The organism is Ichthyenterobacterium magnum (assembly GCF_003610635.1).
Classification (GTDB): Bacteria; Bacteroidota; Bacteroidia; order Flavobacteriales; family Flavobacteriaceae; genus Ichthyenterobacterium; species Ichthyenterobacterium magnum.
In genome coordinates this window covers 288,392-302,713 of the sequence record NZ_RAQJ01000001.1, presented here as the reverse complement: position 1 = coordinate 302,713, position 14,322 = coordinate 288,392, and the positions used below count along the sequence as shown (strand labels likewise).

Genomic DNA, 14,322 nt, shown 5'->3' with positions numbered 1-14,322 from the left:
GCTTACAGGATATGTAATGCAGATAAAACATAAATTATGAGTAGTATAGTTGCAATTGTAGGAAGACCAAATGTTGGTAAATCAACATTTTTTAATCGCTTGATACAGAGAAGAGAAGCTATTGTTGATGCCGTAAGCGGTGTTACTAGAGATCGCCATTATGGTAAAAGCGATTGGAATGGAAAAGAATTTTCGCTCATTGATACAGGTGGATATGTAAAAGGAAGTGATGATGTCTTTGAAGCAGAGATTGATAAGCAAGTAGAGTTAGCAATAGAAGAAGCAGATGCTATTATTTTTATGGTTGATGTAGAATCTGGTGTTACTGGAATGGATGAAGATGTTGCAAAATTACTTCGTAAAATTAGCAAACCAGTTTTTCTAGCTGTTAATAAGGTAGATAATGGCAAGCGAGCAGAAGATGCCGTAGAGTTTTATGCTTTAGGACTTGGTGAATACTATACAATTGCTAGTATTAATGGCAGTGGTACTGGAGAGTTATTAGATGCATTGGTTGAAGCCTTACCAGAAATTGAAGAAGAGGAAAAAGAGGAAGCTGCATTACCGCGTTTTGCTGTTGTTGGTAGACCTAATGCTGGTAAATCGTCATTTATAAACGCATTAATTGGAGAAGACCGTTATATCGTAACAGATATAGCAGGTACAACTAGAGATTCAATAGATACTAAGTACAATCGTTTTGGGTTTGAATTTAATTTAGTTGATACAGCTGGAATTCGTCGTAAATCTAAAGTAAAAGAAGATTTAGAGTTTTATTCTGTTATGCGAAGCGTTAGAGCTATAGAACATGCAGACGTATGTTTATTGGTATTAGATGCTACTAGAGGATTTGATGGACAAGTTCAAAACATCTTTTGGTTAGCAGAACGAAACCGTAAAGGCATTGTTATTCTGGTAAATAAATGGGATTTAGTAGAAAAAGACACGATGACAACCCGTGATTTTGAAAGAAAAATAAGAAAAGAAATTGAACCTTTTACAGATGTGCCAATTGTATTTATTTCAGTATTAAATAAACAACGAATTTTTAAGGCTATAGAAACAGCAGTAGAGGTTTATAAAAATAGATCAAAAAAGATTAAAACAAGTAAACTTAACGAGCTCCTTTTACCACTAATAGAAAACTATCCGCCACCAGCATATAAAGGAAAATTTGTTAAAATTAAATACATTATGCAATTGCCAACACCACAGCCGCAGTTTGCATTCTTTTGTAATTTACCTCAATATGTTAGGGATCCATACAAACGTTTTTTAGAGAATAAACTTCGTGAACACTTCGATTTTAATGGAGTTCCTGTTAGCGTTTATATGAGGAAGAAGTAGGATGTCGCTAGTTACTAATGTATTATTTAGCAATTATATTTTACTTTTTGTCAATTATATTTTACATTTAGAACATTTTGCTTTACATTTGTTGATGTAATTAAAAGCAAGATTGTTATGAAAGCAAGCTATTTACTACCGCATAGGTTTAAATTGTTCGGTTGGATTCTTTTTGTTATCGGACTTGTTCTAGGTATTCAATTAATCGCAAGTGGGTATGAATTTGATTTATTAAAAGTAAATGTATTATCCATTTATAATGATGATATGTTTTTTAAAATTATTGAAAATAGTATTATTGATGAGTTAGTAGCTTTATTAATTATAATTGGTGGTTTAATTATAGGTTTTACTAAAGAAAAGGTTGAAGATGAGTTTATTTATAAACTTAGGATTGATTCATTAGTTTGGGCTATCATTTTTAATTATGTCATTTTAATTTTTGCAATTGCATTTGTGTATGATTTTACTTTTTTTGATGTGCTTGTATTTAATATGTTTACACCTTTGATGTTTTTTATTGTAAGATTCAATTTTTTAAAATTAAAATCAATTATTAATGAAGAATAATATAAAAATTGAAAGAGCCAGACATAATCTTACACAAGCCGATTTAGCAAAAAAGATTGATGTAAGTAGACAATCTGTAAATGCTATAGAAAAAGGTAAATATGTACCATCTACTATTTTAGCTTTAAAAATTTCTAAATTATTTAAGCTAACTGTAGAAGATGTTTTTTATTTAGAACCTGAAGATTAAAAAATGATATTAATTAAGAAAATTCATACGAAAGTCTTCTTACTATCGTTTACAAAAAGATAATACTAAGTATCAACCATCAATCAAATCATGAGGAAAATTATTTTAATTTTTACACTTTGTTGTGTATCTCTTTGTTTTTCGCAATCAAAATCGTTTAAAATTACAGGAACAGTTGTTGCAGCAGATGATAAATCTCCTTTAGAATCTGCAACCGTTTATTTAGAACGCTTAAAAGATTCAACTTTAGTTACTTATACAATAACAGATAAAAATGGGAAGTTTGAGTTGATAGATGATACCTATGATAAAAGTTTAAATATCGCTGTTTCTTCTATTGGGTTTCAAAACTATTCTCAAAAAATAATAATTGATAAAGCAGAAATTAATTTAAGCAATATTTTATTAGAAGTCGGTAATCAATTAGATGAAGTTGTTGTTAAATCTAGAGTGCCAATTACAATAAAAAAGGACACCCTAGAATTTAATGTAAAATCGTTTAAAACAAAAAAGGATGCTAATGTCGAAGATTTGTTAAAACAACTTCCAGGTGTAGAGGTCGATGATGAAGGTAAAATAAAGGTTAATGGAAAAGAAGTTAATAAGATATTAGTTAACGGTAAACCATTTTTTGGTAATGATCCTACAATAACGACAAGAAACTTGACTAAGGATATTATTGAAAAGGTTCAAATTACAGATACAAAAACTAAATCTGAAGCTTATTCTGGGGAAGATGGAGATAAAGAAAATAAAACAATAAACCTCACTATTAAAGAAGAAAACAATAAAGGTGTTTTTGGGAGAGTTGCAGCAGGAACTGGCACAGAAAAGCGTTATGAATTTGCAGGTTTATTAAATGTGTTTGATAATGACCAACGTATAAGTGTTTTAGCCGGAGGCAATAATATTAATTCGCCAGGGTTTAGTTTTGGTGAAATACGAAAAATGTTTGGTGGTGGCAGAAGTATTAGATTTAATAGTAATGGTTCATTTAGAATTGACGGACGTTCTTTTGGTGGAGGTGAAGGCATTACCAAATCTACCAACGTTGGAGCAAATTATGCTGATGTACTATCTAAAGGCGTAGATGTTAATGGAGATTACTTTTTAGCTACTAGCAATTCAGAAAACGAAACAGTTACAAACAGAGAAAATATCTTATCCGATTCAAGATATTTTACTGTGTCTAGGTCAAAGTCATCTAACGACTCTAATAACCACAGTGCTAATTTGGAGTTTGATATTGAAATTGATTCTACATTTCTAATCAATATAAGTCCTTCATTTAGACTTAATAAATCTAAAACATTATATACTAGTAATGAAAACTCTTTTAGTGAAGAAAATGCAATGATAAATGCATCAAACTTATCTTCTTTTACAGAAGTAACAGGTAAAAACTTTAGTAACGATTTTGATATTACTAAGCGTTTTGGAGACAAAGGAGCATTTTTAAAAGCATCTTTTAGTACTGAATTTAATACTACAGAAACAGACGATTTTATTGGTTCTGAGACAACCTTTGAAGATGTTTCGCAAAATATTATTAGAGACCAGTTTAGTGATGGAGAACAATCATTAAAGAGTATATATTCCAGTATTAAATATCGGTTACCAATACTTGCTAAAACACTGTTTTTAGATTTTAAATATAGTATTAGAAATGATAAGCGAGAGCGTGTTAAAAATACTTTTGATTTTGATGCAGCAGCACAAGATTATACATTATTTAATACTGAGTTAAGTACTAATTTTGATTATACAAATAGAAGAAGTACACCAAGTTTAGATTTAACTTATAAAAAAGAAAAATGGTCTATAAGTGTAGATGGAGGTTATGTATTTAGAACCTTAGAAAATAACGATGCACTTAGACCAGAGCTAAGTTTAAAGCGAGATTTTGAAGCTATCGAATTGGGAGCGAATTTTAATTATGAATTCAGCCCTAAATCATCAATGTATAGTGGTTACAACTTAAGTAATCGTCCGCCACAAATTAGTCAATTGCAACCATTTCAAGATGTATCTAATCCGTTAAATATAATTACAGGTAACCCAAACCTTGAACCAGCTAATAGTCATGATTTCTATTTAGGATATAATAGTTTTGATTTTCAGAAAAAAACTGGATTTTATTCTTATATGAATTTAAGTATTATTAATAATCAGGTTGTTTCTAAAACAATTGTAAATGATGACTTAGTAAGAAATACAACATATGCTAATGTTAATGGTAACTATTCAGCTTATGCAAGTGCAAGTTATAGTAAAACAATAAAAGTTGATACACTTAAGACATTAAAATACAGAGTTGGTTTGTATTCAAATACTGAACGTACAATTAATTATAATAATAATGTTCAATATACTTCAAAGAATACATCTATAACACCTAATACAAGTTTGACTTTTACTTGGAAAAAAGTTTTAGAGTTAATACCAAGTTATAGACTGTCTTTTTCTAGTAATAAATATGATATAGCTGATTTTGATGACCAAGACTTTTTAAGGCATACGTTTGGGCTTAGAACCAGAACTTATGTACCTAAAAAACTTGAATGGCAAAACGATATAAATTACAGCTATAACCCTAATGTTGCACAAGGGTTTCAAAAAAGTGCTTGGTTTTGGAATTCAACTTTGGCGTATTCAATGTTAAAGGATAACGGCACCTTAACTTTAAAGGTTTACGATTTATTAAATCAGAATACAAATGCAAGACGAACTGCTACACAAAATTACATTCAAGATTCTCAAAGTACAGTTTTAGAGCAATACTTTATGCTTAGTTTTAGTTGGAAATTTAATAGTCTAGGTAAAAAAGGAGAAACGGGTAAAGGAGATATGATTTTCTTTCACTAACACCATTTTTATAGAAGCTACCAGCCACCAGAAGCGCCGCCGCCGCCAAAGCCGCCGCCGCCAAAGCCACCACCAAAACCACCACCGCCAAAGCTTCCTCCAGATGAGCTGCCGCCAAAACCACCAGAACTTCTTCTGTAGCTTCCACGACCTGAGTTGCTAAATATAATGGCTTCAAGGATGTCACGATTTGTAGTGTCGTCTCTAAATCCTCTTCCGCCTTGATTACCACCACGACGATTTTTAGAAATAACAATAAGGATGATTATAAAAACAAAGAATAGAAAAATAAAAAAACCAAACGGAAAATCGCCAGAGCTTGATTGTCTTGTGTCTTGATATTCTCCATTTAGAACTTCAAAAACAGCATCAGTACCACGATTTAATCCTCCATAATAATCGCCTTGTTTAAAATAAGGGATAATGTCTCTTTCAATAATACGTTTTGATATAGCATCAGTAAGTAAATGCTCTATGCCATAACCAGTATTAATACCGATTTTGCGGTCATCTTTTGCTAATAAAATAAAAACACCATTATCTTCTTTCTCTTGTCCAATGCCCCATTTATGAGCCCATTTTGTGCCTAAGTAATTAATATATTCTCCTTGAGTAGACGGAATAATTGCCACAACAATTTGGGTAGATGTTGTATCTGAATATTTTATAAGCTTGTTTTCTAGCTGTGCTTTTTCTGATGGAGATAGTAATTTGTAATAATCATAAACTGCATCTGGATTTGCCTTTTTTGGTTTTTCCGGAATTTCAAATTGAGCAGTTATACTTATCGAAAATAAAAGACAAGTTACTAAAAACGTAATATGCTTCAGTTGTTGCATTAGCTTTTAGATATTGTATTGGTTAGTTCGTCTTCATCACCATCTGTTCTTGGAAAAAAATGCTTTAGTTGTTCTCCAGCTTTTAGCACACCATCAACGAGGCCTTGTTTAAAATTTCCAGATTTAAAATGATTTTGAATTATATCTTTTGTACTGTTCCAAAAATTATCTGAGACTACAGTATTAATGCCTTTATCACCATAAATTGCAAAACTTTTGTCATCAACAGCAACATAGATTAATACACCATTTCTGAGCTTGGTGTTGTACATTTTTAGAATATTAAAGACTTCAAGAGTTCGAGAATCAATATTGCCTTTTGATGTTTTCTCAAGATGCACTCTAACTTCACCAGAAGTATTTTGCTCAGCTTTTCTAATGGCTTTTACAACTTCAATTTCTGAACTTGCTGGTAAAAAGTCTTCTATAGAATTTGACATATTTTCTATTCGAAATCAAAATCTACGTCTGGAGCTTTATCGCTTCCATCTTCTGCTTCAAAATATCCCATTTCTTTAAAACCCATTAAGCTAGCTATTAGTTTTGTAGGCACTTTTCTAACATATTGATTGTAAGGTTTAACTACATCATTAAAACGATCTCTAGCTACATTAATTCTATTTTCTGTGCCTTCTAATTGAGACTGAAGTTCAAGAAAATTTTGATTAGCTTTTAATTCTGGATAACGTTCTACGGTTACCAATAAACTTTTTAGTGCTCCAGATAATCCACCTTGCACTTCATTAAATTTGGCTAATTGCTCTTGTGTAATATTTGTTGGGTCTATGTTTATAGATGTTGCTTTAGCTCTAGCTTCAATAACTGCTGTTAAAGTTCCTTTTTCGAAATCTGCAGCACCTTGTACTGTTTTAACTAAATTACCTATTAAATCATTACGTCTTTGATATGAACTTTCAACATCAGCCCACTCAGATTTTGTGGCTTCTTGAAGGTCTACTGCAGTATTGTTTACACTAGTTCCCCAAAAAAGAAGTAGTACTATAAGAACGATAGGAATAATCCATTTTTTCATAATAAGCGAGTTTTAAAGTTGTGTTTTAATTTTAATTAGCTGAGCTTTAATACCTTCTAATTTACTTATAATTTCGAAATTACTCAAAGACTTTTGTTTTTCTTCTTTTAGGTGTGTTTTTGCGCCTTCTAAAGTAAAACCACGTTCTTTTACTAAATGATAAATAAACTTTAGGTTTTTAATATCTTCAGGTGTAAATTTTCTATTTCCCTTTGCATTTTTTTTTGGTTTTAAGACATCAAATTCTTTTTCCCAAAACCGAATTAAAGAGGTGTTTACATTAAAAGCTTTTGCAACTTCTCCAATGCCATAATATCTTTTTTCTGGAAGTTCTACGTACATAATATTAATCTAAAGATTGATTTTCGAGGAGTGCTTTTTTTAGCATATTTTCATATTCAATAGCAGATAAGTTTCCGTAATAAAAGTTTATAGGGTTTATACGTTCTCCATCTTTAAAAATTTCATAATGTAAGTGTGGTGCTTCAGAGCGACCAGTACTTCCTACATAACCTATTAAATCGCCACGTTTTACTTTTTGGTTGGCTCGTACTTTATATTTATTTAAATGCGCATATAACGACATATAACCATAACCATGATCTATTCTAATATGCTTACCATAACCTGTTGCACTATTATCTGCACGTTTTACAATACCATCACCAGAAGCATATACTGGAGTGCCTCTAGGTGCAGTAAAATCCATTCCAAAATGAAACTTTCTAACTTTGGTAAACGGGTCTGTTCTATAACCATAACCAGAAGCCATACGTGTTAACTCTTCGTTGTTTACCGGTTGAATAGCTGGTATTGCTTCTAAAAATTTTTCTTTGTCTTTTGCTAAAACTGCTATTTCATCTAAAGAGCGCGACTGTACAACAATAGCTTTTTGCAATTGATCAATACGCTTATTACTTTCTACTACTAAAGCAGAATTGTCATAACCTTCAAATTTTTTATATCTATTTATACCTCCAAAACCTGCTCTTCGCTGTTCGTTAGGAATTGGATTAGCTTCAAAATATAATCTGTAAATGGAGTTGTCTCGTTCTTCAACATTTTCTAATGCTGCAAAAGCATCGTCTAATCTTTTGTTAATTAATTTGTATTGTAATTCAAGATTAGATAATTCTCTTTTTAGTTCTCTTTCTTTAGGAGATTCAATAAATTGGCTAGCTATAAAAACAAATAAAAAGCCAAAAAGCGCAGCTGCTAAAATAAACATTGAAGCATACTTAAGTGTTGTCCTTTTTTTACGCTCTATTTTGCGATAAGAGAGTGTTTCAGAATCGTAATAATATTTTACCTTAGACATATCTTAAAAAGTTCTATTTTTGCAAGATTAATAGAACGAAACACAAATATATAAATTGTTTCACACTTAAAGCAATTTAATAGAAACAAGCTTGTTAATTACTGATTATGAAGTCTCAAGACATTCGCAATACCTTTTTAAGTTTTTTTGGAGATAAAAAACACAGTATTGTACCATCTGCTCCAATGGTATTAAAAGACGATCCTACGTTAATGTTTGTAAATTCTGGAATGGCACCTTTTAAAGAGTTTTTTCTAGGAAATGCTGAACCAAAGAATAATCGTATTGCAGATTCTCAAAAATGTTTGAGAGTATCTGGAAAGCATAATGATTTAGAAGAAGTAGGTTATGATACGTATCATCACACACTTTTTGAGATGTTAGGAAATTGGAGTTTTGGTGATTACTTTAAAAAAGAAGCTATTGCTTGGGCTTGGGAATTATTAACTGAAGTCTACGGAATTGATAAAGATATTTTATATGTAACTGTTTTTGAAGGTAGCGATGATGCAGATAATCTAGCTATGGATCAAGAAGCTTATGATTTTTGGAAAGCCTTAATTCCTGAAGACCGAATTCTTATGGGAAATAAGAAAGATAACTTTTGGGAAATGGGTGATCAAGGACCATGTGGACCTTGTAGTGAGATTCATGTTGATATTCGTTCTGCTGAAGAGAAAGCAAAAATAGATGGTAAATCTTTAGTTAATATGGATCATCCACAAGTTGTTGAGATATGGAATCTCGTATTCATGCAATATAACAGAAAAGCTAATGGTTCTTTAGAGAACTTACCAAACAAGCATATCGATACAGGAATGGGCTTTGAACGTTTGTGTATGGTATTGCAAGGTGTGACATCTAATTATGATACAGATGTATTTACTCCAATTATTCGTGAGATAGAAACCATAACTGATAAGGATTATGGTAAAAACGAAAAAATAGATGTGGCTATTCGTGTTATTTCTGATCATGTTCGTGCTGTAGCTTTTTCTATTGCAGATGGACAGTTGCCAAGTAATACAGGAGCTGGTTATGTAATACGTAGAATTTTACGTCGTGCTGTACGTTATGGATTTACATTTTTAGATAAAAAAGAACCGTTTATTTATAGATTGGTTGATGTTTTGAGTAAAAAAATGGGAACAGCATTCCCAGAGTTAAAATCTCAAAAACAACTTATTGAAAATGTAATACGAGAAGAAGAACAATCATTTTTAAGAACCTTAGATCAAGGCTTAGTTTTGTTAAACCGTATTGTAGAAGAAACTAAAGGAGATACTGTTTCTGGAGAAAAAGCTTTTGAACTGTATGATACCTATGGTTTTCCTATTGATCTTACAGCATTAATTCTTTCAGAAAAAGGATTAAAGTTAGATGAAAAAGGGTTTAACGAAGAGCTTCAAAAACAAAAAAGTCGTTCGCGAGCTGCAAGTGAAATGTCTACAGATGATTGGACGATTTTAATAGAGGATGATGTTGAAGAGTTTGTTGGTTATGATACTTTAGAAGCACAAGTAAAAATTACACGATATAGAAAAGTCACTTCTAAAAAAGATGGAGAGATGTATCAACTTGTATTCAATCTTACTCCTTTTTATGCAGAAGGTGGCGGACAAGTTGGAGATAAAGGTTACTTAGAAGACACACATGGAGATGTTGTCTATATTTTAGACACTAAAAAGGAAAGTAATGTTATTATTCACTTTACTAAAAATTTGCCTAAGCATTTAGACGAAACTTTTAAAGCGGTTGTAGATGCTAAGCAGCGTTATAGAACAGAGTGTAATCACACAGCAACACATTTATTGCACCAAGCCTTACGAGAAGTTTTAGGAAATCATGTAGAACAAAAAGGATCAGCTGTACATTCTAAATATTTACGTTTTGATTTCTCTCATTTTTCTAAAGTTACAGTAGATCAATTAAGAGAAGTTGAAAATTTTGTAAATCGTAGAATTGAAGGAAAATTACCTTTAGAAGAAAAACGAAACATACCAATGCAACAAGCTATAGACGAAGGTGCAATGGCTTTATTTGGTGAGAAATATGGTGATACAGTTCGTGCAATTAGATTTGGGCAATCTATAGAGTTATGTGGCGGAACTCACGTGAAAAACACATCAGATATTTGGCACTTTAAAATTAGATCTGAAGCAGCTGTTGCTGCAGGAATACGCCGTATTGAAGCAATAACAAATGATGCTGTAAAAGACTTTTATTTTGAAAACAATCGCGCCTATTTTGAAATGAAAGATTTGTTAAACAATGCTAAAGAACCTGTTAAAGCATTAAAAACTTTACAAGACGAAAATGCAGATTTAAAAAAACAAATAGAAGGCTTATTAAAAGACAAAGCTAAAAATATAAAAGGCGACCTTAAAAATGAACTAACCGAAATTAATGGCGTACAGTTTTTAGCAAAACAAATAGATTTAGATGCTTCAGGAATTAAAGATGTATCTTTTGAGTTAGGAAGCCAGTTTGACAATCTATTCTTATTATTTGGAGCAAACCAAAATGGTAAAGCCATATTGTCTTGTTATATTTCTAAAGAATTGGTTGCTAGTAAAGATTTAAATGCAGGGCAAATTGTAAGAGAGCTTGGTAAGTATATCCAAGGTGGCGGTGGCGGACAGTCGTTTTTTGCAACAGCTGGAGGAAAAAATCCAGATGGTATAAAAGACGCATTAGAAAAAGCAAAAGATTATTTAGTGTAATTGAAACTTCAAACTCAAATATCTTTAAAAAAACAGTCTAACAATCTAATAGACTATAAATCTAATATTCTATTAGTAGGTTCATGTTTTGTTGAAAATATTGGAGAGAAGCTTAACTATTTTAAGTTTCAAAATGCCATAAACCCTTTTGGTATTTTATTTCATCCATTAGCTATTGAAACATTTTTAACCAATGCTATAAATGAAAAAAAATATACAGAACAAGACATCTTTTTTCATAACGAACGTTGGCATTGTTTTGATGCGCATTCGCAATTAAGTGCTACTTCTAAAGAAGAATTGTTAGAATCTTTAAATAGAAATATTCAGCTAACAAATAAACAAATAAACGTATCAACACATATTATAATTACTTTAGGTACTGCTTGGTTATATAGGTTTATAGAAACAGATAGCTATGTTGCTAACTGCCATAAAATTCCTCAAAAACAATTTTTAAAAGAATTGTTGTCTGTTGATGCAATTGTAGAAAGCTTAGAATCTACTATGGCATTAATAAAAAGCGTAAATTCTAAAGTATCAGTTGTTTTTACTGTGTCACCAGTACGACATCTTAAAGATGGTTTTGTAGAAAACGCACAAAGCAAAGCGCATTTAATTTCTGCTATTCATCAAGTAGTAGAATCAAAAAAGCAGCAGTATTATTTTCCATCGTATGAAATAATGATGGATGAGCTTCGTGATTATCGTTTTTATACAGATGATATGATTCACCCAAATCAAACAGCAATCAATTACATTTGGAATAAGTTTCAGGCTGTTTGGATTTCAGAATCATCTAATGAAACTATGGAAGACGTAAATAGTATTCAAAAAGGCTTATTACATCGACCATTTAATCCAAAATCTAATACGCATCAGTTATTTCTTCAAAAATTAGAGAACAAGAAAGCCATTGTAAACTCTAAGTTTCCTCATATTATATTTTGAATATACGGCATTTGTCGTATTGATTTCATTCTCAATTAGTTGCAATTTTGGGTTAATATTAACCAAATAAATATTCAACAATGAGAAATTTAAAACAACTTATGTTATTTGTAATGATTGGATCATTAATAACATTAACATCGTGTTCAAGTGACGACGATAATGGAGGAGATAATGGAGGCGGAAATGGTAACGAATTTTTAACAGCTAAAATTGATGGTGCAGATTTTGCTGCTTCACAAAGTCCGGCTGTAATAGTAGGCGCGCAATCTACTAATGGTATTCTAGCCGTACAAGGAGGCGATAACAATGGCAATACTATTAATTTTGCAATCCAAAATTATAATGGTGTTGGTACATATACAACAGGAGATAACTTAACTAATGCAAACCTAATTCAATACTTGCAAATTAGTCCTGTTGCTGGTTGGGCTTCAAACTTGGCTACTGCTGCTCTTGGAACTTTAAATCCAGGAACAATAGAAATCACCTCAGACGATGGTACTACAGTAGAAGGAACATTTAGTTTTGATGGTTACAATGCAGATGATATGACAACTAAAGTTGTAACTCAAGGTAGTTTTAAAGCCATATTTGATTAATACCTTTTATTATGAAAACGCTATTAATTCAAATAAAAAGCTTGGTAGTTGTTATGCTTATGCTAAGTGCAACAACACTTCTGGCTCAAAAGGCTGAAACACCAGACAATAGTTATGACTTTGGTGCTAAGATTAACGATATGACTATTACAGAAGGAGGAACTGTGGTGGTAGCCACTAATGATGGTTTAGTAGGGATTAAACCAGGACAAGATGGATTATTATTCAACTTTACAGATTACGGAAGAGTTAAACCTGAAGAATTAAAATTTATACCTAGAGCACCTTATGTAGTAGTTGGTCAAACAGGTTTTGGAGGCTTGCAAACCAAAAGTGCTGTTATAGACTATATGTCAGGAAAAACTGTGTTTAGTACAGAAAAAAATGGTTGGAAAGCCATAGGAATGTCTCAAGTATTAATGCCTCAAAATAAATTAATTGTTAGTGGACAGCGAAGAGCAAAAGAAAAGTATGCACAAGCTGTAGCTATCTATGATTTAAATACAGGAGATCAGGTTAGCTTTTATAAGTTTAAAGGATCTAGACAAGCTATGGGAACTCCATTAGTACTTTCTGATGGTGTAATTATTCCAACAACAAAAGGTTTGATGAAAGTTGACATGACTTCAGGAAATGTGCTTTGGGAGAATGAGCTTAAAAATGTAGCTTGGATGGTTGCTGATGAAACTGAAAAAGAAATTTATGCTTTTACAGGCTCAGCTAATGGTAAAAACACCAAGATTTATAAAATTAATGCCAATGGATCTTCAGCTTGGGCAGATGAACGTAAAGTAAAAGGAAGTATTTCTAATTTTCAAATTTTGCCTCAAGGTATAGCAGTTGTAAGTGATGTTGCCTCTTCTGGAAAAAAAGGCTTAGCAAAGTTGGCGGCTAGTAAGGCAGAATCAAAAATCACCATGTTAAGTGCTGCTAATGGAGAAGACTTGTGGGAAAAAGCACCTAAAACAAAAGGCTATGTTCAGCATTTTTATGTAATGGATGATGGTATTCTATTTGGAATTAAAGAAGGAGGAATTAATAAAATTTCTTATGATGGAAAAACACTATTTAAAAAGCCTTTAAAAACAGGTGAGAATATTTTAACAATGGCAGAAACATCTCAAGGCCTAATTTATATCACTTCAGAAGACGCAAATATTGTAGACTTAAATACTGGAGATCAAGTATGGAAAAAACCATTGAAGTTTAAACGTGCTGATGTTGTAAGTTCAGATTATGATAAGAAGAATAATCGGTTTTTAATTGCTGCAGATGAAGTACTATTTTCAATCGATGCTAATACTGGAACATCTGAAATTTTAACTGAAGCAGACTTTGAAGGTAAAGAAAATCCTACCTCTGTTGAGGTTAGAGATGGAGGCGTGCTTTTAGCATCAGACCAAAACATGATGTTTTTAGATTGGAACGGAGATGCATCTTGGCATGAGTATAAGCGTGCTCCAGGAAAAAGTGCTTTTGGGGCAATTTTGGCAGGTGTAACAGCAGTAGCTACAGCAGCAGCTTCTGCATCTGCTGCATATGAAGCGGGAAAAGAGCGTAACTACTTAGGTCAATATACTGCAAGAGGAGATCGTTTAAATAATTTATCTAAAGGAATGGCAGCTGCTTCTGGAGCTTCGGTAGCAGAAATGTTAAAACGTTTTAAAGCTACTTCGGCAACCAAAGACGCTCAATTTATTCTTACTAAATTAGATGATGGTATTGGGCTTGTAAAACTTAATAAAGATACTGGTACTGTAGAAAAAGAAATTGTTTTAAAAGACAAAAAACCAGCATATAAAGTAGATGAGTTTGGTGGCTATCTATACTATAAGCCAAACGATAAAACAATTTACGCATACAATCTTAATAATTAAATCTTGT

The 14,322-nt window shown here is 31.8% G+C and carries 13 protein-coding genes; 8 read left to right on the top strand and 5 right to left on the bottom strand.

What is annotated here, in order from left to right:
* Window positions 1-36 precede the first annotated feature (36 nt).
* The 4 genes from der to BXY80_RS01485 all read left to right on the top strand — a co-directional run bounded on the left by der (window position 37) and on the right by BXY80_RS01485 (window position 4,972).
* The gene (gene der, locus BXY80_RS01500) at window positions 37-1,347 is read left to right on the top strand and encodes a ribosome biogenesis GTPase Der (protein WP_120199454.1); all 1,311 of its coding nucleotides are present in this window, start codon (window positions 37-39) and stop codon (window positions 1,345-1,347) included.
* Between the two features lie 117 nt (window positions 1,348-1,464).
* Entirely contained in the window at window positions 1,465-1,917 is a 453-nt protein-coding gene (locus tag BXY80_RS01495) for a hypothetical protein (protein WP_120199453.1), read from the top strand.
* Window positions 1,907-2,107 carry a helix-turn-helix transcriptional regulator gene (locus tag BXY80_RS01490; protein WP_120199452.1) on the top strand — a complete coding sequence of 67 codons (201 nt, stop codon included), beginning with the start codon at window positions 1,907-1,909 and terminating at the stop codon, window positions 2,105-2,107. The genes BXY80_RS01495 and BXY80_RS01490 overlap by 11 nt, the downstream gene beginning before the upstream one ends.
* A gap of 90 nt (window positions 2,108-2,197) precedes the next feature.
* Window positions 2,198-4,972: an outer membrane beta-barrel protein gene (locus tag BXY80_RS01485; protein ID WP_120199451.1), complete on the top strand. Its 2,775-nt coding sequence runs from the start codon at window positions 2,198-2,200 to the stop codon at window positions 4,970-4,972.
* A 17-nt stretch (window positions 4,973-4,989) separates the two neighbouring features.
* Here the strand turns inward: BXY80_RS01485 and BXY80_RS01480 are convergent, their stop codons facing one another.
* The 5 genes from BXY80_RS01480 to BXY80_RS01460 are packed head-to-tail and all read right to left on the bottom strand — an operon-like array spanning window position 4,990 to window position 8,162.
* Window positions 4,990-5,811 carry a TPM domain-containing protein gene (locus tag BXY80_RS01480; protein ID WP_120199450.1) on the bottom strand — a complete coding sequence of 274 codons (822 nt, stop codon included), beginning with the start codon at window positions 5,809-5,811 and terminating at the stop codon, window positions 4,990-4,992.
* The gene (locus tag BXY80_RS01475) at window positions 5,811-6,251 is read right to left on the bottom strand and encodes a TPM domain-containing protein (RefSeq protein WP_120199449.1); all 441 of its coding nucleotides are present in this window, start codon (window positions 6,249-6,251) and stop codon (window positions 5,811-5,813) included. Before BXY80_RS01475 ends, BXY80_RS01480 begins: the two co-directional genes overlap by 1 nt.
* A gap of 5 nt (window positions 6,252-6,256) precedes the next feature.
* Window positions 6,257-6,844, bottom strand: a complete 588-nt coding sequence (locus tag BXY80_RS01470) for a LemA family protein (protein ID WP_120199448.1) — start codon at window positions 6,842-6,844, stop codon at window positions 6,257-6,259.
* 12 nt (window positions 6,845-6,856) lie between these two features.
* The gene (locus BXY80_RS01465) at window positions 6,857-7,186 is read right to left on the bottom strand and encodes a MerR family transcriptional regulator (protein WP_120199447.1); all 330 of its coding nucleotides are present in this window, start codon (window positions 7,184-7,186) and stop codon (window positions 6,857-6,859) included.
* A gap of 4 nt (window positions 7,187-7,190) precedes the next feature.
* Window positions 7,191-8,162: a M23 family metallopeptidase gene (locus BXY80_RS01460; RefSeq protein ID WP_120199446.1), complete on the bottom strand. Its 972-nt coding sequence runs from the start codon at window positions 8,160-8,162 to the stop codon at window positions 7,191-7,193.
* Between the two features lie 107 nt (window positions 8,163-8,269).
* Here BXY80_RS01460 and alaS point away from each other — a divergent pair, with 107 nt between their 5' ends.
* The 4 genes from alaS to BXY80_RS01440 all read left to right on the top strand — a co-directional run bounded on the left by alaS (window position 8,270) and on the right by BXY80_RS01440 (window position 14,315).
* Window positions 8,270-10,885, top strand: coding sequence for an alanine--tRNA ligase (gene alaS / locus BXY80_RS01455; protein ID WP_120199445.1), 2,616 nt, complete (start codon window positions 8,270-8,272; stop codon window positions 10,883-10,885).
* Window positions 10,886-11,836: a GSCFA domain-containing protein gene (locus BXY80_RS01450; RefSeq protein WP_120199444.1), complete on the top strand. Its 951-nt coding sequence runs from the start codon at window positions 10,886-10,888 to the stop codon at window positions 11,834-11,836.
* An 80-nt stretch (window positions 11,837-11,916) separates the two neighbouring features.
* The gene (locus BXY80_RS01445; RefSeq protein WP_120199443.1) at window positions 11,917-12,438 is read left to right on the top strand and encodes a DUF6252 family protein; all 522 of its coding nucleotides are present in this window, start codon (window positions 11,917-11,919) and stop codon (window positions 12,436-12,438) included.
* A gap of 11 nt (window positions 12,439-12,449) precedes the next feature.
* Window positions 12,450-14,315 (top strand): outer membrane protein assembly factor BamB family protein, encoded by a 1,866-nt coding sequence (locus tag BXY80_RS01440; RefSeq protein ID WP_120199442.1) that lies wholly within the window; start codon window positions 12,450-12,452, stop codon window positions 14,313-14,315.
* The last annotated feature ends 7 nt before the right edge of the window (window positions 14,316-14,322 follow it).

Coding starts and splice junctions, on each gene's coding strand:
- der (WP_120199454.1), top strand. CDS start 37: ATGAGTAGTATAGTTGCAATTGTAGGAAGACCAAATGTTGGTAAATCA.
- BXY80_RS01460 (WP_120199446.1), bottom strand. CDS start 8,162: ATGTCTAAGGTAAAATATTATTACGATTCTGAAACACTCTCTTATCGC.
- BXY80_RS01480 (WP_120199450.1), bottom strand. CDS start 5,811: ATGCAACAACTGAAGCATATTACGTTTTTAGTAACTTGTCTTTTATTT.
- alaS (WP_120199445.1), top strand. CDS start 8,270: ATGAAGTCTCAAGACATTCGCAATACCTTTTTAAGTTTTTTTGGAGAT.
- BXY80_RS01470 (WP_120199448.1), bottom strand. CDS start 6,844: ATGAAAAAATGGATTATTCCTATCGTTCTTATAGTACTACTTCTTTTT.
- BXY80_RS01475 (WP_120199449.1), bottom strand. CDS start 6,251: ATGTCAAATTCTATAGAAGACTTTTTACCAGCAAGTTCAGAAATTGAA.
- BXY80_RS01445 (WP_120199443.1), top strand. CDS start 11,917: ATGAGAAATTTAAAACAACTTATGTTATTTGTAATGATTGGATCATTA.
- BXY80_RS01465 (WP_120199447.1), bottom strand. CDS start 7,186: ATGTACGTAGAACTTCCAGAAAAAAGATATTATGGCATTGGAGAAGTT.
- BXY80_RS01490 (WP_120199452.1), top strand. CDS start 1,907: ATGAAGAATAATATAAAAATTGAAAGAGCCAGACATAATCTTACACAA.
- BXY80_RS01440 (WP_120199442.1), top strand. CDS start 12,450: ATGAAAACGCTATTAATTCAAATAAAAAGCTTGGTAGTTGTTATGCTT.
- BXY80_RS01485 (WP_120199451.1), top strand. CDS start 2,198: ATGAGGAAAATTATTTTAATTTTTACACTTTGTTGTGTATCTCTTTGT.
- BXY80_RS01495 (WP_120199453.1), top strand. CDS start 1,465: ATGAAAGCAAGCTATTTACTACCGCATAGGTTTAAATTGTTCGGTTGG.